Annotated in this window: 19 protein-coding genes; 2 read left to right on the top strand and 17 right to left on the bottom strand. The window is 41.2% G+C overall.

The window, feature by feature from the left end:
- Nucleotides 1-135: 135 nt before the first annotated feature.
- The 10 genes from PUQ00_RS17625 to PUQ00_RS17580 form a co-directional block, all read right to left on the bottom strand.
- A complete protein-coding gene (locus tag PUQ00_RS17625; protein ID WP_300418984.1) occupies nucleotides 136-1,632 on the bottom strand; it encodes a glycosyl hydrolase family 57 in 1,497 nt (498 codons plus the stop codon).
- A 468-nt stretch (nucleotides 1,633-2,100) separates the two neighbouring features.
- The gene (locus PUQ00_RS17620) at nucleotides 2,101-2,973 is read right to left on the bottom strand and encodes an SDR family NAD(P)-dependent oxidoreductase (RefSeq protein ID WP_300418982.1); all 873 of its coding nucleotides are present in this window, start codon (nucleotides 2,971-2,973) and stop codon (nucleotides 2,101-2,103) included.
- A 945-nt stretch (nucleotides 2,974-3,918) separates the two neighbouring features.
- Entirely contained in the window at nucleotides 3,919-6,063 is a 2,145-nt protein-coding gene (locus PUQ00_RS17615; RefSeq protein ID WP_300418980.1) for a peptidase domain-containing ABC transporter, read from the bottom strand.
- Nucleotides 6,064-6,276: 213 nt separating this feature from the next.
- Nucleotides 6,277-6,540, bottom strand: coding sequence for a hypothetical protein (locus PUQ00_RS17610; protein ID WP_300418979.1), 264 nt, complete (start codon nucleotides 6,538-6,540; stop codon nucleotides 6,277-6,279).
- 584 nt (nucleotides 6,541-7,124) lie between these two features.
- A complete protein-coding gene (locus PUQ00_RS17605) occupies nucleotides 7,125-7,436 on the bottom strand; it encodes a hypothetical protein (protein ID WP_300418978.1) in 312 nt (103 codons plus the stop codon).
- A gap of 62 nt (nucleotides 7,437-7,498) precedes the next feature.
- Nucleotides 7,499-7,798 carry a hypothetical protein gene (locus PUQ00_RS17600; RefSeq protein ID WP_300418973.1) on the bottom strand — a complete coding sequence of 100 codons (300 nt, stop codon included), beginning with the start codon at nucleotides 7,796-7,798 and terminating at the stop codon, nucleotides 7,499-7,501.
- A 48-nt stretch (nucleotides 7,799-7,846) separates the two neighbouring features.
- Nucleotides 7,847-8,155, bottom strand: coding sequence for a hypothetical protein (locus tag PUQ00_RS17595; protein ID WP_300418976.1), 309 nt, complete (start codon nucleotides 8,153-8,155; stop codon nucleotides 7,847-7,849).
- A 48-nt stretch (nucleotides 8,156-8,203) separates the two neighbouring features.
- Nucleotides 8,204-8,512, bottom strand: coding sequence for a hypothetical protein (locus PUQ00_RS17590; RefSeq protein WP_300418974.1), 309 nt, complete (start codon nucleotides 8,510-8,512; stop codon nucleotides 8,204-8,206).
- 48 nt (nucleotides 8,513-8,560) lie between these two features.
- Entirely contained in the window at nucleotides 8,561-8,869 is a 309-nt protein-coding gene (locus tag PUQ00_RS17585) for a hypothetical protein (protein WP_300418974.1), read from the bottom strand.
- Nucleotides 8,870-8,931: 62 nt separating this feature from the next.
- Nucleotides 8,932-9,231 carry a hypothetical protein gene (locus PUQ00_RS17580; protein ID WP_300418973.1) on the bottom strand — a complete coding sequence of 100 codons (300 nt, stop codon included), beginning with the start codon at nucleotides 9,229-9,231 and terminating at the stop codon, nucleotides 8,932-8,934.
- A 924-nt stretch (nucleotides 9,232-10,155) separates the two neighbouring features.
- On the opposite strand from PUQ00_RS17580, the gene PUQ00_RS17575 reads away from it, so the two are divergent.
- Nucleotides 10,156-11,490: an HlyD family efflux transporter periplasmic adaptor subunit gene (locus PUQ00_RS17575; RefSeq protein WP_300418971.1), complete on the top strand. Its 1,335-nt coding sequence runs from the start codon at nucleotides 10,156-10,158 to the stop codon at nucleotides 11,488-11,490.
- 77 nt (nucleotides 11,491-11,567) lie between these two features.
- On the opposite strand, the gene PUQ00_RS17570 is transcribed toward PUQ00_RS17575, so the two are convergent.
- The 3 genes from PUQ00_RS17570 to PUQ00_RS17560 form a co-directional block, all read right to left on the bottom strand.
- On the bottom strand, nucleotides 11,568-12,284 hold the full coding sequence (locus PUQ00_RS17570) for a hypothetical protein (protein ID WP_300418969.1): 717 nt from the start codon (nucleotides 12,282-12,284) through the stop codon (nucleotides 11,568-11,570).
- Nucleotides 12,285-12,701: 417 nt separating this feature from the next.
- Nucleotides 12,702-14,405: an alpha/beta hydrolase gene (locus PUQ00_RS17565; RefSeq protein WP_300418968.1), complete on the bottom strand. Its 1,704-nt coding sequence runs from the start codon at nucleotides 14,403-14,405 to the stop codon at nucleotides 12,702-12,704.
- Between the two features lie 1,314 nt (nucleotides 14,406-15,719).
- Nucleotides 15,720-19,775, bottom strand: coding sequence for a calcium-binding protein (locus PUQ00_RS17560; protein WP_300418967.1), 4,056 nt, complete (start codon nucleotides 19,773-19,775; stop codon nucleotides 15,720-15,722).
- Nucleotides 19,776-20,093: 318 nt separating this feature from the next.
- Between PUQ00_RS17560 and PUQ00_RS17555 the strand changes: the two genes are divergently transcribed.
- Nucleotides 20,094-20,294 (top strand): hypothetical protein, encoded by a 201-nt coding sequence (locus PUQ00_RS17555; RefSeq protein WP_300418965.1) that lies wholly within the window; start codon nucleotides 20,094-20,096, stop codon nucleotides 20,292-20,294.
- 12 nt (nucleotides 20,295-20,306) lie between these two features.
- On the opposite strand, the gene PUQ00_RS17550 is transcribed toward PUQ00_RS17555, so the two are convergent.
- The 4 genes from PUQ00_RS17550 to PUQ00_RS17535 all read right to left on the bottom strand — a co-directional run bounded on the left by PUQ00_RS17550 (nucleotide 20,307) and on the right by PUQ00_RS17535 (nucleotide 26,163).
- Entirely contained in the window at nucleotides 20,307-21,230 is a 924-nt protein-coding gene (locus PUQ00_RS17550; RefSeq protein WP_300418963.1) for an ion channel, read from the bottom strand.
- Between the two features lie 291 nt (nucleotides 21,231-21,521).
- Nucleotides 21,522-22,448, bottom strand: a complete 927-nt coding sequence (locus PUQ00_RS17545; protein WP_300418961.1) for a DUF2382 domain-containing protein — start codon at nucleotides 22,446-22,448, stop codon at nucleotides 21,522-21,524.
- 265 nt (nucleotides 22,449-22,713) lie between these two features.
- Nucleotides 22,714-23,661 carry a DUF2382 domain-containing protein gene (locus PUQ00_RS17540; RefSeq protein WP_300418959.1) on the bottom strand — a complete coding sequence of 316 codons (948 nt, stop codon included), beginning with the start codon at nucleotides 23,659-23,661 and terminating at the stop codon, nucleotides 22,714-22,716.
- A gap of 234 nt (nucleotides 23,662-23,895) precedes the next feature.
- Nucleotides 23,896-26,163, bottom strand: coding sequence for a caspase family protein (locus PUQ00_RS17535; protein WP_300418957.1), 2,268 nt, complete (start codon nucleotides 26,161-26,163; stop codon nucleotides 23,896-23,898).
- Nucleotides 26,164-26,307 lie beyond the last annotated feature (144 nt).

Here is a 26,307-nt window from a genome sequence, read left to right as displayed (position 1 = left end):
CGTTTATTCATCCACCAGTCGCACAAAATACCCAAGTGAATTCTGGCGACTGGCACCTGAATTCTGTTTGATAAAAAACTTTGGGAGCATTTTCTACAAAATCAACTCCCTAGTTTCCAGTCCCCAGTCCCCAGTTCAATTTATGTGCAATAAATTTTCCCCACGTTGGTAAATTTCCCGTGCATAATCAGTCCAAGCACCTTGTCCCCAATAACGAAAACAACTGGTTTGCAGTAAAAGGTTATGTAGGAGAACGTTACGGTAGTGAGATTGTCTAGTTACAGGTTCTGCTGAATCAACTTGCTGTAATGTATCAACTTTTTGATGAAATAAACTACTTAATTGATACATGGGAGACAACACATTTTCATATCCTTTTACCCAACTGATATGATTTGTCCACGAGGCTCCATCCATGTGAAAATTAGAGTTGATTTGCTTTAATTCTTGAATCGCATTCTCTACAGCTTCCGGTTGGCAATTGTCTGCTGAAACTCGCTCCCAAATCTGATGTTGTCCTACTGGCTGACAAGTTGGATAGTCTTCAGGTTTGCATCCAGCAGCTTCTATTAATTCTAAATATTCTGTACCACACATCCCAACAACACCTGATTTTCCTCCCCCGTTATTCACCATATCCCACCAAGCTTGTTTAAAAGCGCTAGGAAATTCATTCATCATCACGCCGCCATTTTCACCATCGCCAATTTGGCTAACTATTGGTGGCACAAAAACACTGCCGATTTGTTGTTTGGATAAAGTTTTAGCTTCATAATAAGGCTGCATTTGTGCAACTAATTTAGTATCCGAACCTTGGGTTTTAATTAAGGCTGTAATGCTAATTGTTTCGCCTTGGGAATTGCGGGCAATCAGACGATGTGGTAAATGTTTGTAGGTAAGAGATTGACCGTTAATTGTTTCTACAGAATGTTCTTGAACAAGTAGCCAGCGATATCCACATTCTTTCAGCGCTTTCACAAATTCAAAGAGAGCATCAGGGTGATTTGGGAGGTGCATTTCTGGAGGGGAAAATCCTTTGACTCGCGCTAGTGCTTCCCAGCCAAAAATTGCTGCAAAGTGATGTTGCCATGCAATGATCTGTAATTTAATATCTGCTATGGGTGTGGAAGGAATAACTGCATGGCTCCACATTGTACCCAGCCACTCTACATAAGGTTGGTAGGTGCGATCGCAAGTGATGCGTTTAAGATTATCGAGAATATCACCGCGTCCCATTTGCCGCAGTCCCCACAAAAGATTACCTGAGTAATCCAACATCACACGGGGATTGCAACCTTGATTGACAAGTTCGGGGATCAAGTCTGCCATGCGGCTGTAACAATAAGCAAAAGCATCTGCATTGTGGTTATCCCCAACATTTGGATGTTCAAACATATATTGCAGATTGCTGATGAGTGCACCACCATGTCCAGCCGGTATAGTTGGCTGGTGCATGTGTAAGGCGATCGCAAACACAGCATTTACGTTTTCTAAGCGGATATTTGTTGTTGGTAAAAATACTGGTTTATCATCGTTAACTACAGAGAGAACCTCTGTTTCCCAACCAGAAATATTCGGTAAGCCATCAATGATTTCGGGCAAAGGAGTGAGAGTTGTGGATAAGGAAAGCATTTCTGGTTGCTCCGAAATAAGTTATATCTATAAAATTTACATGAGTATCTAATAGCACCTAACTCAGTATAAATACAATAAGTACCCTGAGCCATAACATTTTTAATTTGGTGATTTTCAGTAACTCCGAACTCAGGCAAGTCTAGTAATCATTAGTGCAGTCTACTCAGATATTCGCATCTTTGTGTTCTAGTGATTGATAAGGTTTGTTTACCGTCTGTTAATACCCAGATTTAGTCAGAAATTCCCGATCAGCCTTTTTAGCATTGGCGTTGGTTGGGAGCTTGATTGCCCATATCTGGAATTATAAGCTGATTGATTAGGGTTGGGAAGGATTGCTGATTGCGGTCAATCTAGTTAATTTGGTCGGGTACTCCCGTTTTTACCCTAAAGGTAAAGGCAATTGACCGCAGAAGAGGAGGCGATCGCGCCAAAAAATTTAGGACTTATGTGCAGACACGCCAGAAATCATGTTCTTGACAAGAATAAATCGCCGAAACGATGGATTTTCGTCAAAAAACTCAGTTTCGGGATCAGCTTGTTCAGTTTTTGACTCGACTGTTGTTTTGTTAGTGTTGGCGGAGTTGCTATTCGTAAAATTAGCTCTAGCAACCAGGGAGCAAGGCGTTGACACCATACGGCTAAATGACTTTGCCATCCGACTAAAATTTCTGGTGAATCATTTTGCATTCCGGTGACGAGTGCTTTAGCCACTTCCTGGGGAGTCATGGGGATCACCCAGCGAAATAATTTTAAGTCACGCATCATGTCTGTGTCTGTGAGGGTAGGCAGTAATGCGATCACCCGGATATTATATTCAGCTAGTTCGCGCCGCAAGGCTTCGGTAAATCCCAAAATTGCAAACTTGGTAGCTGAGTAAGTCGCCATCGTCGGTGCAGCAACTTTCCCCATCAGACTCGACACATTGACAATTGTCCCTTGCCTTTGGCTGGCCATGCGTCGAGCGATCAGACTAGTGAGGTTGTACATTCCTAGCAAGTTCACAGAAAGTTCTTCTTGAACTTGGGGCATTTTAGATTGCAAAAACGAGCTTTGGTATGCGACTCCCGCACAATTAACTAGCAGGTGAATCTGTCCGTAATTGCGCCACAGTTGGGCAACAACGATATTCACTTCAATTGTCTGCGTCAAATCTAATGCCACGATCGCAGCTTCTGTGCCCATCGCCTCGATTTCCTTAGCTACCTCAACTAACTTTTGGCGATCGCGTGCTACCAATATCAGCCGCTTAATGCCTAGTTGCGCTAGTTCCAGGGCGATCGCTCGTCCAATCCCACGCGAAGCCCCTGTAATTAGAGCTACTTTGCCTTGAATCTTCATTGGTTTTATCCTCCAAAATTTAAGTCTTACCAAACTCTTCGTTATTGCCGACCGACATAATCACAGCTACTCGCTTATCGGCGCAAGGTAAGACAAATAATCAATTGCAATTGAAATCAAACTGAAACTAAGCCTTTAGCAACGAGATATTTCTTAGTTAATCTGCCATCCCTCATAATTGTCTATACGAGGCAGAAATTTCTCCTTTTTAACCCGTCAAAACCTAACATACTTGGCTGAACGGATGTAGCTCATAGATTTTACTTCTCCTAGATCCGAGCGCTCATCAGCATCGTTGTCATACACACGTTAGCAATTAAATCAAGGTATTGCAATATTCTTTAATCAGGATTTCTTAATAGTTATTAACGCAAGCATATATATAGAAAATATTTTATTAAATAAGTTTTTATGAATACCTCAGTACAAATATCTCAATTTCCTGACAATTAACTCCTGTTTTGGGAAATTGTGATTTCTAAGTCATGGTTAAGAAATAAAAAAGACATATAGGTTTTATTTATGGTTGCAGAGCTTTTGGTCTTCAGCTATTTTGCAAAGATGCAACAGTATATTTACGGATTTATTTAAAATTAAGGTTTCTGATTTATATTTATCAAAATAATAGAAGAGAGTTAAATTATTGTCTTTAATGCAAATTAGAACGGCATCTTTATCTGCCAAAACTTTAGGAAAAATAGTAACTTATTTGGCTTTAGCTTTGAGTTTATCAAGGGAATGGTTGAGACTTGCCTGGTATATAGCAAACTTAAATCATTCATAAACAACAAGATCCTTGACTTCTTAGAGAAATCAAGGATCTAAAGCTTTCAATCTTCACAAATTAAATAAGATTGCTCTAGTTAAAACTGTGAGTAAGTACAGTGGGCAAGAAGAAATCAAACTATGTGTTTATGTATAGAACGAAATAGCCCTGCCCCTTAATTAAGGGGTTAAAAAGTCTAAATGGTTTCCTGGTTGGGCACGCAAATCTTCCACAGTCCCCTGAATTTGTAACTTGCCTTGATTAAGCAACACAATCCAATCAGCACGGGTAATTACTCTCGGACGGTGGCTAATCAGGATTGTGGTTTTTCCTTTGCGGTGGGACAACAGTTGATCTAAAACTTGACCTTCACTAACTGGATCGAGTCCAGCAGTTGATTCATCTAAAATCAGGACTGGTGGATCATTAACGATAGCTCTTGCTATAGCCAGTCTTTGGCGTTGTCCACCAGAAATATTTGACCCAAATTCACCTAATACAGTTTGATATTTTTCAGGTAGTTTACTAATAAAATCGTCTGCCTCAGCAATTTGGCAAGCACTGACAATTTGCTCAAAAGTGACGTGAGGAGAACCTAACCGGAAGTTTTCAACAATTGAGCGACTCCAAAAATGAGCATCTTGAGGAACGAGACCAACTTGTTGCCGCAAACAATCAAGGGCTAGGTCTTGCAGATTATAAATACCAATGCGAATGTTGCCAGAAATAGGTGTATATAATCCGGCTATCAGTTTAGCAAAAGAACTTTTACCACAGCCAGATGTACCAATTAGGGAAACAACTTTACCGCCAGGAATAGTTAAGGAGAAATTTTCCAGTAACTCTAACCTGCCAGGGTAGTGAAAGTTTAGATTTGTGCAAATAATATTAGCGTTGCTAGGAATTTTAACAAAGGGTTTGTTAGTATCGCCTTGAGTTTCAGGTGTGGCATCAATAACTTCTGTTAAGCGTTCGGTCGCAGTTTTTGCACGCGTTAATTCATCTATAAATCCGATCACAGTACCAATGAATGCCAAAAAATTACCATTCATCGCGTTAAATGCCAGCAGTTGACCGATGCTGAGTTCCTTACTAATAACTAGCGTGCTGCCGAAACCAATCAAACAAACGCTGCCGATAGCGTAAACTAACCCAGAAAAGATATTGTTAATAATTCCAATCTGAATTGTGCGGAATGTTTGATTTGCTAACCGACCAAATCGATTCTGGAATTCTTCCCAAAATTGCGGGCCAGCAGTAGTAGTTTTGAGTGTCAGCGCCCCTTTAAAGCTTTCAACGAGAACACCTTGATTTTCCGCGTCTAAGACTAATATACTTCTGACTTTCTGTTGAAGTGTAGGCAGAAAAACAACCGTAGAGGAACTCATAACAATAGCAATAACAAAGGCTACCAAGCAGAGTTTCCAGCTGTAGAATAGCATGAAACTTAAAGAAACCACTGCAATAAAAAATTGGCTAGGCAGACTAACAACTATTTGGGTAACTAGCTGATTAATTTGTTCAATATCTTGCAATCTGCTAACAATCTCACCACTGCGACGTGATTCATAGTAAGTCAGAGGCAACCGCAGGATTGTCCTGGCAAATTCCAGAACTAGCCCTAACTCAAGCCGTTGGGCAAAATGAGCAATGAGATTAGATTGAAATAGTTGTAGACTACTTGACACAAGATTCATTACCACAACGGCAATAATCAAAGCCCCAAGCAGCTTGGTATCTCCTCGAACCAGTACATCATCAGTCAGAATTTGAAGCAGGATTGGAGAAGTTAACGAAAGCAGACCGATAATAACGGCGCACAAAAAAGCCTCGAATAGTATGCCTCCATAAGGCACTACACGCCGCATAAAGCGCCCGAAACCGCCTATTTTATCATCCGGTTGAGCATAAAAGCGAACCGAATCTGGCTCTAATAAAAGCATCACCATATCCGGCCAACCCTCCATTAATTCTTTTTTGGAGAGATAACGGATGTTAGCTGCTGGGTCGGCAACTATATATTTCTTGCCTTTCTGACCATACAAAACAACCCAGTGGTAGCCTTTCCAGTGAATAATTGCTGGTAGTGGTGCTTGGTCTATTCGGTCTAATATTTCTTTTGATGCCCTGACGGAACGCGCATTAAAACCAAGTGCCTCGGCTCCCCGCCTCAATCCCAACAATGTTGTTCCTAATTGGCCAGTACCTACCGCTTCCCGGATGCGATTTAGTGTAAAGTTACGCCGATAATGTTTGGCAATGGAAGCAAGACAAGCAGCTCCACAATCTTCCTCACTATGTTGTGTAACAACTTGGTATTTCATTTCAGACTCTAATACCTAATAATATCGTGATAAAATCCAAAAAAAATAGCAGGGTTTCGTCCCTGCATCATTAAAAATTTGACCAACATTTTAATTGTACTAAGCTAATGAGCATTCATTTAACTTTCATCAAAGCAGATATGAAATCTTTACTAAAAGTAAATCACTCTGGAAAGATGAATGTCGATAGTTGATGATGTTCATGTATCTTTATCATGCGAATAAAGATGCCAATAGACTCACTGTACTAGCATCAAGAACAGATGAAGTTGTAGTTGTAGTTTTGCCTGTAGTTGATTTGACTATCTTTACTTTTTTTACTGACGCAGATGCTCCTTTTTTCCCAGCTGTTCCCTTTTTCCCAGCTGCTCCCTTTTTTACAGTACCTTTAGTAATACTAACTACACCACCACACAGGCTTGCTTCGTCGGTTTCCGTTAGTGAGGTAAACATTGAGGATGTTTGAGTGCTTTCCATACTTAACCTAAGTTGCTAATTATCAGTTTTGCACTTTTTACAAAGTTGCTTTCAGTTAAGATAACGAGAGCTAGTACGTACCAAAATCGCTAGATTCGCTATATTTTTCTACATCAACAGAGAAAACATCGCCAACTTTGGTATGTTTAGCTTACTTACTCCAAGGGAATAGATACACTTGCCTATTCGTTTGGAGTAAGTGATGCAAAAATAGCTTCGTTATCATTCACAAACTATTAGGTTGTGAAGAATATGGTTGATTTGTCCAATAGCAGCGCTCACTCCCCTAGTTGAGTACTCAAGGTCAGCAGTCAACTAGGGAAAAAGACTGCTTAAGTTTACCAACAGTTGCTAGAAAGCAACTGTTGGTAAACTTTATTAACTTTATTGAAGAAAAGTATTTAGGTAGTAATAAACGTATGCTAGGATAACTGCGATAACCAACACAGCTAATCGTTCGCTTAAAAGTAACTTAACCTGCTTCAACAGGGTACTTTATTTAAGACACTTTATCCTACTAACAAACGCAGTTAATAGTGTCTTTGCGTTTATTGTTTCCCTTCTACTCAACCTCATAAGTTTGCCTACCACCCATATGCAATGGCTGGGGCGCCATCTCCACCAGCTCCACCAGCTCCACCAGCTCCACCAGTAACGGTTCCGCCACTAACGCTAACAGAGCCTTTGCCGCTATTTAGGATACCAGGACCGCCAGCTCCACCAGTTCCACCAGCGCCACCATTACCGCCAGTTAGTTTAATGGTAGTACTAGTATTAGTAGTAGTGGTGGGTTTAGCAGGAGTCTTCTTTGGCGCTGGTTTCTTCTTAGTATACCAACCACCAGATAAATTTGCTTCTTCGTTAGCAGTCAATGTAGTGAACAATGTGCTTTCCATAGTCTTAGTTCTCGCTTAATTGTTGGGATTAACGCTTGATTTTTGAGATTAACCTAAATTATCTATCCAATGGCTGGGGCACCATCTCCACCAGGTCCACCAGGTCCACCAGCTCCACCAGTAACGGTTCCGCCACTAACGCTAACAGAGCCAGTGCCGCTATTTAGGATGCCAGGACCGCCAGCTCCACCAGTTCCACCAGCGCCGCCATTGCCGCCAGTTAGTGTAATGGTCTTAGTAGTATTAGTAGTAGTAGTGGTGGTGGTGGGTTTAGCAGGAGGCTTCTTTTTTGGTTTCCAATTACCACCAGATAAATTTGCTTCTTCGTTGGCAGTCAATGTAGTGAACAATGTGCTTTCCATAGTCTTAGTTCTCGCTTGATTGTTGGGATTAACGCTTGATTTTTGAGATTAATAACCTAATGCAACGGCTGGGGCGCCATCTCCACCAGCTCCACCAGCTCCACCAGCTCCACCAGTAACGGTTCCGCCACTAACGCTAACAGAGCCAGTGCCGCTATTTAGGATGCCAGGACCGCCAGCTCCACCAGTTCCACCAGCGCCGCCATTGCCGCCAGTTAGTGTAATGGTCTTAGTAGTATTAGTAGTAGTAGTGGTGGTGGTGGGTTTAGCAGGAGGCTTCTTTTTTGGTTTCCAATTACCACCAGATAAATTTGCTTCTTCGTTGGCAGTCAATGTAGTGAACAATGTGCTTTCCATAGTCTTAGTTCTCGCTTGATTGTGGGGATTAACGCTTGATTCTTGAGATTAATAACCTAATGCAACGGCTGGGGCACCATCTCCACCAGCTCCACCAGTTCCACCAGCTCCACCAGTAACGGTTCCACCAGTAACGCTAACAGAGCCGGTGCTGGTGTTTTGGATGCCAGCTCCGCCAGCTCCACCAACTCCACCAGTGCCGCCATTGCCGCCAGTTAGTGTAATGGTAGTAGTCGTATTAGTAGTAGTAGTAGTGGTGGTGGGTTTAGCAGGAGGCTTCTTTTTTGGTTGCCAATTACCACCAGACAAATTTGCTTCTTCGTTGGCAGTCAATGTAGTGAACAATGTGTTTTCCATAGTCTTAGTTCTCGCTTGATTGTGGGGATTAACGCTTGATTCTTGAGATTAATAACCTAATGCAACGGCTGGGGCACCATCTCCACCAGCTCCACCAGTTCCACCAGCTCCACCAGTAACGGTTCCACCAGTAACGCTAACAGAGCCGGTGCTGGTGTTTTGGATGCCAGCTCCGCCAGCTCCACCAACTCCACCAGTGCCGCCATTGCCGCCAGTTAGTGTAATGGTAGTAGTCGTATTAGTAGTAGTAGTAGTGGTGGTGGGTTTAGCAGGAGGCTTCTTTTTTGGTTGCCAATTACCACCAGACAAATTTGCTTCTTCGTTGGCAGTCAATGTAGTGAACAATGTGTTTTCCATAGTCTTAGTTCTCGCTTGATTGTTGGGATTAACGCTTGATTTTTGAGATTAACCTAAATTATCTATCCAATGGCTGGGGCACCATCTCCACCAGGTCCACCAGGTCCACCAGCTCCACCAGTAACGGTTCCGCCACTAACGCTAACAGAGCCAGTGCCGCTATTTAGGATGCCAGGACCGCCAGCTCCACCAGTTCCACCAGCGCCGCCATTGCCGCCAGTTAGTGTAATGGTCTTAGTAGTATTAGTAGTAGTAGTGGTGGTGGTGGGTTTAGCAGGAGGCTTCTTTTTTGGTTTCCAATTACCACCAGATAAATTTGCTTCTTCGTTGGCAGTTAATGTAGTGAACAATGTGCTTTCCATAGTCTTAGTTCTCGTTTGATTGTTGGGATAAAAATCACGTCACTTTAAAGTAAAAAATATACATAAAAAGAGTATATTTGGTAACTTTTTTGTTCCGCTACATGTATTATACGGTTCTTCCTCAAAAGGTCAAGCAACTAATTTTTTAAGAAATATGTATTACACCTTTTTAGAGAAGATATTACATAGTTATTGTTTATACAAATTTAATTAGAAAAAAGGTTTTATTTCTCAAATCATTGATATAAATATAGCTGTGTAAAAGCGGAATTTTTTCTAATAATCTATAAATTAAGCTTATTGCGTATTAGTACTGGGAAATTAACTAAAATGCCCATAGTTCAAGATGCAGCAAACTAAATAGATAATCTTTTTATACTACTTATACTTAAATAAATTTATCAAACTCAAAACTGGGATTCTGTATTTTTGAATAAGTATTTCTATGTATAATCTTTTGTATTGAATTCTTATATACACTATGAAGTTGAGTTCATATAAATTCTTTTAATATAGAAACGCTTAAGTTTGCTTAATTATTGATTAATTAGAAAAAAGCTTTATTTACTATACAAAAGTTTTGTAAACAAATAAAGAAAAGATAAAATTTTATATAAAAATTATAAAGATTTGGTATTTGCAATAAAATGCGTTAATTATTATTTAAACTTAGCTGTATACAAACCTTGTATTTACATACTAACTACATAAAGGCAAGACGTTGACCAGTAATAAAAAAAAAGCCGGCACTTTCCCCCTGGAGGGCGAAAAGACCCAAATTACGGAAATTTTGCCAAAAAGATGATTGAAACGAAACAGAGCTTTTATTTTTTGGATATCATCCCTGAATCTTGGTCGTCACGCTAACGCTAGGTAGATTTTTTTGCTAGATTATTTACACAATCAAAATGTTTTTTAGTCTTCATGCTCATTGACCCCCAACCAGACTTTCTCCGCGTAATCCAAAACGACGAATATCTTCCACCAATCAGCATCTGGACAAAGTTGGGAGGGATATTCTTAATTGGAAGTGTTGGCGCTACCTTTGGACTTACTAGTATCATTCAATACAACATAATAGTGAAGGCTGATGCTACTGTCCGCCCAACCGGAGAAATACGGTTGGTGCAAGCAGCAGCCGAAGGAACAATTTTAAGCATCAAGGTGAAAGAAAATCAGGTTGTGAAAAAGGGAGATACGATCGCAATGATCGACAACTCCCAATTGCAAACTAAAAAAAGCCAACTACTCGGAAATATCCAGCAGAATCAGTTACAACGATCGCAAATCGATGCACAACTCAAAGCGCTAAAAGCTCAAATGACTGCTGAGTCCAATGCAATGGGACAGGCGATCTCATCTGCAAAAGCAGACTTCAGTCGGAACAAAAGAGACTTTCAAGATCGGCAAATCACTAGTGAGGCAGATGTACAAGAAATAGAAGCCGCTGTTGAATTAGCTAAAGAGGAACTGAAGCGATATCAGCAGTTAGGAAATACAGGAGCGATCGCCGTTCTCCAAATTAAAGAAAAAGAACAAGCTTTTAAAGCTGCTACTGCTAGACTCGAACACGCTAAAGCTGGACTGAATCCCAATAATGCTAATGTGGCGATCGCCCAAGAACGTATTGCTCAAGAATCGACAAAGGGTGAATCTACCCTCGCTCAATTGAACAAAGAAAAAGAGGAAATCATCAGGCGTCAAGTTGAAATTCAAAACCAAATTAGTAGCGCTCAACAAGAACTTAAACAAGTTTTTACGGAACTCCAAAAAACTGTAATTCGTACCTCAGAGGCAGGTACTATCCTCAAACTAGAATTAAGAAATGCTGGGCAAGTCGTGCGTGCTGGGGATGTGATCGCTCAAATTTCTCCAAACAAAGCCCCTCTGGTGATCAAAGCCCGTGTTGCCGCTTCTGATATTAGCAAAGTGAAGGTGTGTAAAGTCGTACAAGTCGCAAAATGTCCAGAGGGGGAAGTAAAAATGCGGCTCTCTGCCTATCCGTACCCAGATTATGGAATCCTCAAAGGTGCTGTCAGAGGTATTAGTGCCGATGTCATTACATCTCAAGGTAACGGTAATATTCCAGTTGCGCCTTACTATGAGGTAACAATTGAGGCAGAGAGACTTTATTTAAAAAAGGGCGATAAACCGTATCCTATTCAAGCAGGGATGGAAGTTCTAGCTGAGATCATTTCCAAAAAAGAAACCCTACTAACATTTATTCTCAGAAAAGCAAGATTGCTAACAGATATCTAGACTCTTTCTTCTATCCACGCCATTCAAAACCACTATAAAAATTCAAAATTCGGAGGCGGAGCTACTCCCCCTCCGAATTAATAATTATTTAATCTTATATTCTTCAGCATCTTATATTCTTCAGCAAAATTAATAAGCATATCTACCAAGGCTGTAAACAGTTCAAAAATTTTATTAACTAATTCACAGGCTTGCTTGCGAATATCCTTTGCTAAATGCATACTTGCGATAAATTTTTTTATTTTATTAGAATGAACATTCTGGTCATTTTCAAGGAGTAAACGAGGAATTCCAAAATACGGATACTCTCGATTGCTAATAATTTTTAATTCTTGAGCGAGTGGTACAGTTATTGATAAAAAAATATTTGAGATGGATTTTATCCACTCAATAGCTACTAGCTTATAAATGCTATTAACTTGAAAAGTTCGCCGATATAGTTGATGTATTATTTGTCTAAAAATTGCTATCTGATCACTAAAATTCAATTTTAAATAGTTAGTGAAATTTAATAATCGGTTAAAATTCAAGTCTTCTAAATTTTTTAAAACCCATATCCAATGATTCTCTTCTTCACGGATTTGTTTGTTAAAAATATCTAGACTTGAATTAACTCTTGGTTCTTCTAACCAAACAAACTTGTTTAAATTTCCATATCCCATTACAAAAATTGCAAAAACTGCAAAAACTAATCTTTGTATAGGATCAATGCTTTTATTTACTAAAAACTCAAATAAGGGTAATTGAGCAAATTGTAAGGATTCTTTTTCAATTAATGCAAACACTTTTTTCATGTTGAACTTTCACCCACAATCATTACTTGTTTACTATTGAAGTTCCTCAAGGTAGTACCTGCTTACTTTACGTTCTGCGTACAAGTTTTATGTAGAGCCAGCCAATTCTTTACAAAAGTTCATAAAAAAGTCTTCCCTGATAATTGGACAGTGCAGTGTGTATTGAGTTATCAGTTGGGCGTACAAGTTTTATGCAGAGCCAGCCAATTCTTTACAAAAGTTCATAAAAAAGTCTTCCCTGATAATTGGACAGTGCAGTGTGTATTGAGTTATCAGTTGGGCGTACAAGTTTTATGCAGAGCCAGCCAATTCTTTACAAAAGTTCACCAAGGGCGTTACAGTAAACGTCTTCCCCTTATGAGTGTCAGAGTTTTCTTTTGGTCGCTTGGGCATGGCGGTAAACTTTACCTCAACCTCTCAGGGATGGGTAGGGGTAGGTTGAAGATTTGATGATTTGCCTGACTGGGGAATTGAGCCATTCCAAATTTGATTGAATTCATCTGCTGACAACGATTGTATAAGACTGAGATTAAGCGGCTCTTTACTGATGAATTTAGCGTAGGAAGGCTGCAAATAGGAGCGGTATTCAGGACGGTTCAAGAGATGGGTTTCCAAAAAAGCGACGCTAAGGGCGTTGAGATAGGAATAAACAGGAGCACGATCGGGGCCCAGCAAGGCAGATGGCACAGGTAACACATCGTTTTGAGAAGTAGATTCTCCGATCGCTGAAAAGTGGGTGGCGTTTTCGATCAAAGCTAAGTATTTATTGGGTTCAGAAAGCCAGGTGAAGGGGCGAATTTGCTCAAATACAGGTGGGGCGAAAATATCTTGACTACCTGCTACCAGCATTACGGGAATTTTAATTTGACTTATTCCGGCCTCACCCAAAATTGAACTGTCAATCGGATTAATCGCAATAATCGCCTTAATGCGATCGTCTTTGAGTTCGTAATTTTTCGGGGGTAATTCAATTGCTTGACACTGCAAAGCCAGCGACAAATTAAAGGATGAATTATTAGGATTACAGTCTTGGCGGAGTTGGTTAAAGTTAATCTCTGCTCCTGCTAGAGTCAAAACAGTATAACCGCCAAAGGATTGACCAATCGCCCCAACTTGCTGAAAATTGAGTTTTCCTTGGAGGGTGGGATCGGATTTTTCTAGTTGTTCGAGTTCATCGAGTAGATACTTAATATCCAAAGATCGGTTGATAAATTCTGCGGCATCTGGCGGCCCTGCCAAACCCGCAAAGTATTGCTGAAACCGTTTGGCATTACTACCAGGGTGTTCCAGTACAGCAACGGCAAAACCATAGGATGCTAGATGTTGAGCCAGGTAGACAAAGGTAGAGCGGTCTGAAGCGATGCCATGAGAAATTACAATCAGGGGAAACGGAGACGGCACAGAGTTCTGAGTTGTCAGTTGTGAGTTTTGAGTTACAGGTATATAGATGTCCACGGGTAGACGGCGATCGCGAGAAACGTCATTTAGCTCGAAGCTTTTTTTCTGCCAGCGGAATTTTCCTGGCGATCGCAAATCTGGCAGTTGGAAGAAGTCAGTAGTTGAATTGGCTGCTTGAGCGATCGCTTCTTTTTCCAGAGAGGCAACAACTTCATCCTTCTTTTTCAGCACTTGTGACAAGTCATCGACTATCTTTAACCCTTCTGTGAAATTCACCCTTATGGTATTGCTCGGAAATTTCCGCAGCAAATTCACAACTGTTAAACCCTTTTGATCAGCAGCAGCCAAAATCAAAGAGGCACGTATGGCATAGAAGCCGTTCTTTCGAGACTGAGTGAGGAGTAATTTTCCTAGCTGTTGCATCACTTGTTCGCCTATAGGTGAGTAGGTAACTTGAGATACTAGTGTAGGAGTGACATTGAAGCGTTGCTGGAGTAGATCCCGCAGTTGAGCGAGTTGTTGAGGAGTAGCACGATTAGCATAAAATGAAAAGTCTTGATCGATTTTGCCTTCTTTAGCAAAAGTTTCTAGCGAGTCCACGGATAAGTAGAATTCTCCGAAGGGAGGGTAATAAAAGCTAATGCGTTCAGCTCCCAATCCCGGAGTAGCAGTCAAAAACGTAGATAGAAAACCTAAACCCAGGTATCTCAAAAATTTTTTCATTAGAAAACCCACTATCTAACCCTGCCAAAAAAGTTTGGGCGGGGCGGGATCTATACCGCTTTCCTGTTTACAAAGGCTATAAGCACAAGAAAGCAAGTACTTACATCCATAGTTTGGCACATACGCAATAACCGGCATTGAATTAAATTTCTGGGTTGAGAGCAAAGCACATCTGTGCTTTGCTCTCAACCTAAGCTAAAACCCCTTTAAAACCTGGTTAAGAGCCTCTGGCTGGAAATGCTCTTCAATTGCGGCTTTGGCGCGAGTCAGGGCCTCAATCACGGGCATTCCCAGTCGGAGACTCTTAACGAGGTATCCCCTACTTATTGTCCTGAATTATCAAAATACATGGTTAGCGGGACTTAGACAAAAATTAAGCCCAAATGTAGCGCAAACTAGCTTTATAAGCAACCTGAGTTCGGGATAAGGAAAAGGACAGATAGTAAGCTGAAAATAACAACAAATCCAGCAACCTGTCTTATGTTTAGTTTAGATGCTTTGTTCTGTCATGTAGATGATTTCTGTAAAGCGTTTGAAGCTCAATGGCACAGAAACTGTTAAATCATGGAGTAATAAAACGTCTAAGAGCGAAAAGCTTGTGTTTAAGTCAAATAATCACAATTATCATCGCTTTTCATCAAAATCACTCCTGGAATTTCAAACATTTTTATTTGAATCAGGTGAAACAGCAGTAGAGTTGTGCGTTTCCAGGTCTTCCTTCTTATCAACGATTTATTGAATGGATACCATCAACCTTAATACCTTTATAGGTAATGTCAGGTATATTGCAGCTTAAATGCCGATTAGCTTAGCGAAGCGGTAGCCGGTATCCCGGCATCAGCCCCGTTAATTTTTGCGTTAATGTTCTTTGCGGATTAATCTTAGATGAGGCTTTTCAGGGGTGGAAGGGCTTGAAATTGAAGTTACGCTAAGGGCTTGAAAATGCGAGTCAGTTCTACAGTGAGCTAGTCTTTGCAGTTGGCGAGGCTATTGGGGTGGCTGATGGGGAGCCTTACACAGAACGGATATCTGGGGCAATGGCAGGTTTGGGTCAACTTTGCTGGTGGGTGTACTTCTGTAGTGTGCAATTGGCTCTTTTCGGTATAGTTCATGTCTTCACAAAGCTCACGCCTATTAATTATAGAGAATAGGAACAAGCGCAATGGCGGAAGCTACACTCAATAGCCCCCCACAGGCATGAACTCAATGAATGAGGTCAATTGTGGCGATCGCTTATCCATTACGATTTGCATTCAGCAAAAGAGATACGAAATGCTTTAAATAAGACCTCGCCAACCATAGGGCTAATTTCGATTAAACAACCACAAAATTTTTGTTGGTTAGTGACAATCCAGCAGATAATTGTGCAAATTGTACCTGAGTAAACCCAGACGCGCTGCCATCAAGATCAAAGAACAATGCACCTGTAGTACTGTTGTACATAAAACGCTCTTCGCTAGTGGTTGCAGATGTTCCGAGGGTAAACCTACCTGTCGGAAGTGAACCGATTGATAACCCGCCACCAAAACCAGTAGCTGATATCTGAATCAATTCATTGTTGGCATTGAAGTCATAAAGACGATCAACACCTTCATTGTAACTATTAAAAGCAAAGGTATCAGTACCAGATCCTCCAATTAGACTATCATTGCCATTGCCACCTGTGAGGTAGTCATTGCCATTACCACCATTAATAGTATTATTACCAGAGGCGTTAGAAGCACTTAGAGAATCATTCCCATCTCCCCCAAAGAGTAGATTAGCACCTGATGAATAATCAACAATTAACTGATCATCACCAGCACCACCGTCGAGCGTATTATTGCCAGAGACAGTATAAACTTTGTAGAAAGAGTATAAGGAGGCTGACCCAGAGGCGTTAAGAGAATCATTCCCATTGCCCCCAGAGAGTAGATTATTGCCTGATGAATAGTTAGTAACTAAGTTATCATCACCAGCCCCACCATTGAGGGTGCTATTCCCAGAGTTAGCAGAAAGACTGAACTGGCCGCGGTAGTCGTCGTAGAAGCCAGAGGCACTAAGAGAATCATTGCCAGTATCACCATCCACCAGGTTATTACCCTTTGAACTGTTAGCACTCAAGTAATCGTTACCTGCACCACCGTTGAGGGTGTCATTGCCATCATTGCCGAAGAGTGTATCGCTGCCATTGCTCCCCACTATATAGTCATCGTAGCGTGTACCGATAATATCTAATCGTTCGATAAACTTATAGTCAAGCCGATTCGTGTTTACTGTAATCGAGCCAATGTTAGTAGTAGCATTAAAAGCTGTAGTGATTCCTTCAGTCAGACTGGTGTCATAATAGAAAGACTCCAATGTATCGTCACCTGTCCCTCCATCTACAGTTGTAGTCACTAAGGAGGAAGTCTTTCGGGCGCTGAACAAAAACGAGTCATTGCCATCGCCCCCACAAAATAAATTATTGCCTAATATATACTGAGCATCGAACACATCGTCACCAGCGCCACCGTTAAGGGTGTTATTGCCATATGAGCGAGAGTCGTTGTAGTTGACAGAGACGGTGAAAGAATCATTGCCATCGCCACCAGAGAGCAGATTATCGCCTGGTGAAGAATTATCATCGAACACATCGTCACCAGCGCCACCGTTAAGGGTGTTATTGCCATCGGCAGAAGAAAGAACTAAAGAATCATTGTCGTTGCCACCACAGAGCAGATTATTGCCTGGTGAATTATCAACAATCAACCTATCATTACCAGTACCACCAATCAAAGAATCATTACCAGTACCACCAATCAAAGAATCATTACCAGTACCACCAATCAGAGAATCATTGCCTGCACCACCAATTAGAGTATCATTGCCTGCACCACCAATAAGAGTATTATTGCCTGCACCACCTCTAAGTATGTCATCACCACTCAATCCGTCGATGATATCATTACCCCCTTGACCATTGATGACATCATTAGAGTCGTAAAAACCTGTAATATTGTTATCGAGATCATTTAGGAAAGTAACAGTATTCTTATTGAACAGGTTAGTTTGAGTGGAATTTGCATCAAACACATCAAAACTGTCAGTGACACTAGTTTGTCCATAAAAGAGGATATTGCCAATAGCAGGTCGTGAAGAAGTTGCTGGCAAATTATCCAAGTTTTCTAATTTGAAGTTTTGCAGAATGACTTTGCGATTACCAAGATTTTCATTTTCAAAAGTGATTTCTAAGTTGTTGCTATTTGGAGTTAATTGCAGATTTTGAGCAGTGAATGCAGAACTTGTAAATTGCAAGGTGTCTAAAGAGTCAATCACAGTTGCTGAGGGATTTGAGCCTTTACCTACACCACCAAAATCGGTAATAGTATCAGTATTTTCGTTATAAAAAGCTCCCTTACTGTAAACAAATTCATCATTACCATCGCCACCAGTTAGAGTATCATTACCATCGTTACCAGTTAGAGTATCGTTGCCACTGTTGCCCACAATTTGGTCATTGTATTCTGTACCTGAGATATTTAATCGCTCGATATTCTTGTAATTAACCACCTGATTCGTACTCGAGCTAATTGAGCCAGTGTTAGTAGTGCCATTGTAAGTTGTTACGATCGCCGTACTACCGTAGTAATTGACGGACAGTAAATCCTCACCCTCACCCCCATCTATGGTATCATTGCCACTACTGCCCGTGGAGAGGGTATCGTTGCCACTGTTCCCCACAATGTTGTCATTGTAACTTGTACCTAAGATATTTAATTGTTCGATATTCTTGTAACTAACCTGATTCGTACCCGCTTTAATTGAACCAATGTTAGTAGTAGGATTGAATGTCGTTGTAATCCCCTTTCTAGCATAAATATTGTAATTGACGGACAGTAAATCCTCACCCTCGCCCCCATCTATGGTATCATTGCCACCATTACCCGTGGAAAGGGTATCGTTGCCACTGCTCCCCACAATTTGGTCATTGTATTCTGTACCTGAGATATTTAATCGTTCGATATCCTTGTAATTAACCTGATTCGTATCCGCTTTAATTGAGCCAGTGTTAATAGTAGGATTGAATGTTGTTGTAATCCCTCCTGTAGCAGCGCTGTAATCACTATAATCAACGGACAATAAATCGTCACCCTTACCCCCATCTACCGTTTGATTCTCTAAATTTAGATAGAAGGAATCATTGCCATCGTCCCCAAAGAGGAAGTTATTTCCTGTTGAATTCTCAGCCCTGAAGGTATCGTCACCAGCACCACCGTTGAGAGTATTATCGCCTGAAGACAAGGCTATACTACTGTCGTAAATGGAAAGACGAGAGATATCAAGATAATCATTGCCATCGCCACCTGATAGCAGGTTATTGCCTGATGAACCCTCAGCCCTCAAGTAATCGTCACCAGCGCCACCGTTGAGGGTGTTATTCCCTGATGAGGTAAAATTAGGATCTGCTGGATAAGTAAAAAGACCAGAGGTGGAGAGAGTATCATTGCCATCGCCACCTGATAGCAGGTTATTGCCGGATGGAGACTCAGCATTCAAGTAATCGTCACCATCGCCACCGTTGAGGGTGTTATTCCCTGATGAGGCTGTATAATCATAACGGTTTTGAGAAACGTAAGAGGTGTAAAGAGTATCATTGCCATCGCCACCAGATAGCAGGTTATTACCGGATGTTGCCCCAGCATTCAAGTAATCCTCCCCACTGCCACCGTTGAGGATGTTATTGCTTATTGAATATTCAACATCCAAGGTATCATTGCCTACACCACCAATCAAAGTATTATTACCTGCGCCACCCCGCAATAAATCATTGCCACTTTTGCCGTCAATCAGATCATCACCCCCCTGACCATTGATGACATCATCTGAGTTATCAAAGCCGCTAACATTATTGTTCAGATCGTTAAGGAAAGTGACTGTGTTCTTATTGAAGATAGTACTTTGGGTGGAGTTGGCATTGAAGATGTCAAAGCTGTCAGCAATGGTAGTTTGCCCATAAAACAGGATATTGCCCGAGTTGACAGTTGCTCCTGTAGATAAGCTTAGGTTATCCAGATTTTCCAAGGCAAAGTTTTGCAGGATGACTTTAAAACTATTCTCTGCTTTCAAAAAGGTGATTTCCACATTGGTATCATTCTGGATCAGCACCAAATTTCTGGCATTGAAGGAATTATCAGAATCAAATTTTAATCTATCTACTTCGGCAATAACTCCTGCCGATGGATTTATGCCTTTACCTATGCCACCAAAATCGGTGATAGTGATCAGAGGATCGGTATTGCCTGGTATGGCGGCGTAAATATCGTTGCCGCCTCCACCAGTCAAGGTCTCGTTGTAGCCATCGCCGTAGTATAGGGTATCGTTACCGTTGGTTCCAATGATACTTGCCATAACTTTTACCTACCTCAATCGATTTTTTCAGTAATTTCAGTTTTGAAGGGAGCTGATTAGTGGGACTTAATGGGACTTAGACAAAAAACACCCACAAAAGAGGCTCAAATGTATATATAGAAAGACTTCGACATCGTTTTGGTTACTTTATTGATATATCTGGGTTTGGTCTATTTTTGAGTATTTGGTGTATTTCCTTTACTCTGCATGGGTTTAAGGCTTGTTTCTACCTCAAAAATGTTTAAGTCCCGTTAGTAAATTTTTGAGCCAAATACCATCAGTAGAGCGATAATAGATATAGAGATCAAAATATGTTATATGTCCCTCGCCTCCTCCGCCTGTTGTGTTGTCGTTCTTAACCAACAACAAGAGCAAAATCAAAATCTCTGCCTCCAAAACCATTGCCAGGATGTGCCAGTTAACCACAGCAAGAGGGTGGTTAAAAGTTGCACTGTAGTTGAAAATGGTCGGGTTGTGGTTAAACCCTTGCAACCACCAGTCAATGAGATTTCTGAGTAACTTTCCGGTATTTCAACTCTTTTCATCTAAAGGGAAAACATCGTGAAAGCGGTTGTAATCAATGTAGCGATTTCCATCGGGTGTCTGGTGGAAGATATCGACAAATTGATTGTTCCACAAAATCTCATGAGCACCATAGGTATGACGGGCATGGACGACCTGTGCAACCGTTTCGTCAAGGCCACTCAAAGAGATGATCAGAATAGTATTTGTCTGGATTAACGATTCTGGTGTCATCCCATATAGAGGACTAAACTCATCAATGACATGCATCACTGACCAGCTTAAGGTGAAGCTAGGTGTTTGGTTTGTTAGCAATTTGAGATCGTGGAACCGACGCATGAACTGCCCTTCTAGGGTTACTTCGTCGCGCATCAAGTAAACTCGCATCTGTGCCTCCAGAATCATATTGCGACGCTTATTAGCGCTGCGAAACATGAGAGTAGGCATCGCATCTTGAGGTGTAATCACTGCAACACGGCTAAAAACCACACGGGCTGTAGGTCGGGAGAATCGAGCAAACGCTAGTCCTGTCGTCACAGCAATTCCCACCAAACCGATCATTGCTTCAATGGTGACAATAATGTTGGCGTAAGTTGTTTTAGGATACATTGCTCCATAGCCGATGGATGCTAGGGTTTGCACGCTAAAGAAAAAGACATCTAAAAAAGAGCCAGATCGGGCGTTGGCAATACAATCTCCTCCAATCAAGTAAGCTAGGGCAAATAGAGCATTAATAGTTATATAGGAAGTAAAAATTAGGATCAGAAAGGCAGTCCAGGGAATTGTGAGCAGCAGATGATAGGGATCGCGCCAGTAGGAATGCCATGCACCCATACCCATAATCTCAAATTTTCCATCTCGAACTTGAATCTGAATCGGTGGGATCAGACGCTGTTGTTTCTTTCGTGAAAGTCTCTTGAGTCGAAATTTCATTGCAAGTAGCCAAAAGAACGGCAACTGCTTAGTATTGTAAATTAAGTTGCTTTGGAGACATTCCACTAATCCGCTAGGAAACGGGAAACTTCACCTTTCTTTTCTTACAGCATAATTCAGAATTCAGAATCCAGAATGGGCCACGCCTCGCTCCGCTAACAGAAGTAAAACAGGGTTTATACCTGGCTTTGGGAAGAATCGTTATGTACTTCAACTTCCTTGAAATCTGCTATAAATCGACAAAAAAATCGGGTGTGCAATGCCCACCCGACTAATTTATCTTCTAGAAACTTATTTTTCCGGCTTTAGCGATTGACCTTTAGAACAACGGTCAAACCACTCCTGGTATTTTTTCTGGTGTGACTCATCTTCAACAGAAATGGTAACACGCACCTGCTTGCATCCGTGATTTCGCTCTAGTGCGATCGCATTCAACAATAAACTAGCAGTTTTAAGCGAACTAAATTCGCCGCTTACCGTTAAACTACTGTCAAAAGGTGTAACTTTAAGTCTTTCTACTTCGGTCAAGTCAACGCCAGAAATTTCTTCTTCTCCTAAATCAATTTCTGCTAGTTGTTTGTGTTCTGGGCTAATTTGTTCCACAATCAGCTTTTCACGCCGGACAGGAACTTGTATCATCCGGGTTTCGATGACTTTGCGAACAATCACCTCGCCAATTTTACGCTTACTGTTTTCAACAACTAGCCGTTCTTCTAGTAAACGAATAATCTGTTCTTCGCTAACCTTAACTTGTTCTAAATTTACTGGCTCAACTGGGCTATTTGTAGTTTGATTATTGACTAGTTTCTCAGTTGAGTTTTCTGATAATGTGTGTAGATGCAAAGCAGCTTGCCGATTGGCATCGCCTGGTGTTTCTGTTTCTAAATATTCAGGCATATACTCGATTTCTGATTTGTTTAAGTCTATGAAAACAGATTTAGTCGGCTTGTCAATTTGCTTTATTCTCTGGCTCTGCAAGTGAAATAAAGAAGGATGTTTATCGGCTAACTGCTGACCATCTTCTACAGTTTGTTGATTCACCTGGTTAGATATAACTAGGTTTAACCGACGATTAGCATCAACAATTAAATCATGAACTACTCCTACTAGCTCACCTTGCCTATCGATAACAGCAAAATCCTTCACCTTCTTTCTTAAATCTGCTAATGAGGTGCTAGTACGAGTGGTCGTATTTGCCTGTCCAATGTTTTTTGTCATCGGTTGGCTATTCATATGCAAAATTTATGAACTGCTTTCTAGTTAGCTATTAAATGTATTGATCATCTGAATACCATTTAGAAAATGTTTGCTGCTGATTATATTTATACAACCTATACAACCCATATTTAGAGCAATATTCCCAATCCAAAATCTAAACTGGTATCAGCGATTGCAAGCACAGGTAAGGCTGATTTAACAGCCTCACCTGTACTGTATCGAATTAATTATTAGTCATTAGTTAGTAGCTAATGACTATATTTAGTTAGCGTTCTTCAATCGGAAGATTACCAGAATTCACATCTAACTCTTCACGACGTACAGTTTCTTGAGTTTCAACTGTGTCTTGGTCAACCACTTTTCTAACTCTGACTTCTTCACGCAAAAATGCTTCTTTGCGAACATCAGCAGTTTCTTCGTGGAGTTCTATGCGAGCAACTTCGCCTTCACGGAAATCTGCTTCGCGCCCAGAAACGGCAGTACCTGCATCTGCTGGAGTTACACGTTCAATTACAACTCGCTCTCTTTCCACCGGCACTGCAATCCGTGCAGTATCAGTCTCAACATGCTTGCCAATCGTTACTTCTCCAGTCTTTTGGCGTCGTTTAGTGGCAATCAGCCGTTCTTCATACAATTTCAGAGTTTGATTATCTTGGTCATTTAAGCCGAATAAAGAAGGCTCATTTTCGTAATTGTAGCTATCACGATTGTAAGTAGGCGTAACCGGCTGCCGAGAGGTTGTATCTACTGGTGTTACCGGTGGTGTTATCGGTTGCAATGGTAATGAAGCATCTACAGCAAGACCGTAGTCTGCCGCTTGTGGTAATGATGCATCTAGAGGAAGGGCGTAATCTCCCGGTTGGCGATATACCCCACGCACCCGTTCTTCATAGTCGTAATCAAGGGTTTGGCGTTCATTGAACTCAGGTAAATCTTCTGCTTGCTCTCTAGTCAAGCCAATTGTATAAACACGATCATTGTTATAGTCGATACGGGCACGACCAATTGGTAGTAATACTTTTTTACCAAAAATCCAGAAGCCTAAGTCAACGACTAGATAGCGAAAATGACCTTCTTCATCAACTAAAACATCGCTAACTGTGCCAACCTTTTCATCAGTTCCTTGTGTATAGACACCCAGACCCTTAATGTCATGTCCATCAAAACTATCTTGATAGTTAGGCTCGAAATCTTCTACTTTGTAAAGAACCATTAAATTTAACCTCAAAAACTTTCTCTTCATCTCCTAATTACTAAAATAGACATTTACTTAGTTCTTTACCTCCTTCTGCCGAATGAATTATTTCCAAATTTAAATAATCAAAAGTTATAGATATTTTTTATTTATGGCATATAGCTAACTAGAAACGCGAATGTAAAAAATATTATGCTGTGTCTGCTCGTACTAGCGACTGAATTTAATTGAGATATTTCGTGGTTTATGTGTTTACATTACTTGAAAATTAAAGCTAAAACTTGCCCAATTATTTACATCCAAGATATATGAGTCGGTTGCTGTGCCGTTCATCTCCGTTTTTAGGGCGCTGGCGTTATGCAAGTCTTGTAGCAAGGCTTGTGCAACGTCTAAGGAATTCAACAATGGGCCAATCGGGTCTTGTTCGGCTGTGGAATACTTAGCAGTATTCAAGGCGGCGAGAGTTTCGCTAAAGGGTGCAGTACTAAAAATTAGTTGTTGTTCATAAAAGAAAGCTGGCCCTGAAATCACCCATGCGGAAGCAGCATTAGTTTGGGGTAAGGTGAGGGTTTCACCTGGGGCGATGACGGCTTCTTTAAGGAGGGGCTTGGTGTCGGCAGTGTTTGGTTCTTGGAGGGTTTCCCAAGAGTAGAAGGCAATTGCTGTATGATTATTGTTTAATCCCAGCAAGATTAAATATACTCGGCGATCGCTCTGGTTTTCTACTCGATATTGCATTCGACTACCGATAGGCACAATGGGAGTGGGCAGAGACGCTATTAATCGCGTCTGCACTGATTTTTTAATCGAAGTTTCAGTTTTAAAAGTTCGCACTGTTTCACGCTGCATGACAACGCTCGGCGATGTGTCACTAATTATTTCTAAGGTTGCCTTGAGAGCCAAGCGAGAAGAACCTTGATTTTCTGTGAGTCGCCATAACTTAGCTGCTAGCAAGGTTGATAATTTTGGCGCTAACCTCTGCACCGTTAATTTCACTGCTTCTCCTACTTCCCCGGTGGTATTGGGAATTAGCTCGCCACCAAGAGAAAATAGTCCATAGCGACTAGGCGTTTGCTGTAGCTTGGCAAATAGATAATCAGCTGGTTTTTCTCCTACTACTACGGTGGACACACGGGAAAATGCGGCAAAGGCACTTGTGGCATCTACCCGCTCAATTCTTTCTAGTCCAGTATCCAAAGCAATTGTTAAATTAATATTCCGGGGTAAAACCCGGACTGCTTCTTGGACGAGTTGCCCGACTTGTAGAGGAGTTGTAATATCAATTTTGGAAATTTGCGCTTTTGCTGTTAACCCAGTCCGCGATCGCAATACTAATTGCTCTGTTGTTGCTAGGGTGAATCGAGAATTCACTCCGTAGTATAGCAGCACATGTGGGGGTAATCCTCCCAACCACAGATGGACTGTTTTGCCGTCTTCTTCAATGGCACTCACCGCCCCTTCTGCACCAATGGAACTGTGTGGTAGTAGGTGATTTTTCACCTCATCTGGAAAACCTAACCCCTCAGTTCCCTTCCCTACTAGGGAAGGAAGAGTATTCAAAGCCTCTTCCCTTTTAGGAGAGAGGTTTTCCACATCCGCAGAAAACTCAGTTGGTAGTAGAGACGTTATATATTGATTTTTCTGATTACTTAATAACGTCGGTTGCTGTTTGCTAGCCAATTTCGATAGAGAATTTTCCACATGAGAGAAGGCGACTTGAATTGTGGTGGCTGGGGTGAATTCCCACAAATACTGTGTCAAGGCGTAGGTAAATAACCCAGCACTAAAACCAGAAAACAGTCCTTCCCTCGCCGACTGCTTTGGATTTGAGGTAGCTGCTAAGACAATAGGAGTGCTGGGTAACTTCTGAGTTTTAAGTTGTTTGAGCAAGTCGAGTTCCTCTGCTGCTAACTTTGCCTCTACTGACTCCTGAAGGGCGCGAATTTTTAATCCTAAGACTGTGCTAGGAGCATAATAGCTAGTATCCAATACTGCTGTTACTCGGTCTGTGGGAAGCGATTGCAATAATAGCAGTAGAGTTTCTTCTAATATATAGTTAACTATTTTCTCATCTTGTGGGTCTTTACTGCCATTAGCTGCTGGTACCAGAGCATTTTGCATTCTCTCTGGCGATGTTTCCAATTTGACACGGCTGCCATAGCCGCTAAAGTGGAAGACAATCACATCACTAGGTTTAGCTTGCTTACCCAGGTGATCTAAAAAAGCCGCTTGAATGAATTCCCTGCTAGCTTCTTCCTCAGTTAAGGTTAAAATATCTGACCCTTGGAAGCCAAAGCGATGAATCAAAAGTTCTCTTTGTAGTTCTACATCTGTCAGACAACCACTGAGGGCTGGATTTTCTGGGTATTGGTTAATACCTATTAACAATCCCAACTTACGCGGACTGGATTGTGCCAAAGCCTGATAATAGCGATTTCCGAAAGTCAACCACTCAGCTTCAGTTATCCCCAATACCGCGAGTATTGAGCTAATTCTCTGTAAAAACCTGCGCCGTTTCATAATTAGCTATCAGCTCTCAGCTATCAGTTAGCAGCTTACAGGGCTGAACTCTGTAATGTAAAGTTACAGATAATGTTTGCTTGTTGATCAAAGTGTGGGGAGTGGGAGGAGATGAGGGAGTAAGAATTTTAGATTTTAGATTTT

Source organism: Nostoc sp. S13, assembly GCF_029379315.1.
Lineage (GTDB): Bacteria > Cyanobacteriota > Cyanobacteriia > Cyanobacteriales > Nostocaceae > Nostoc.
Note: the sequence above shows the minus strand (reverse complement) of the source record. Positions and strands in the feature narration are given on the sequence as shown.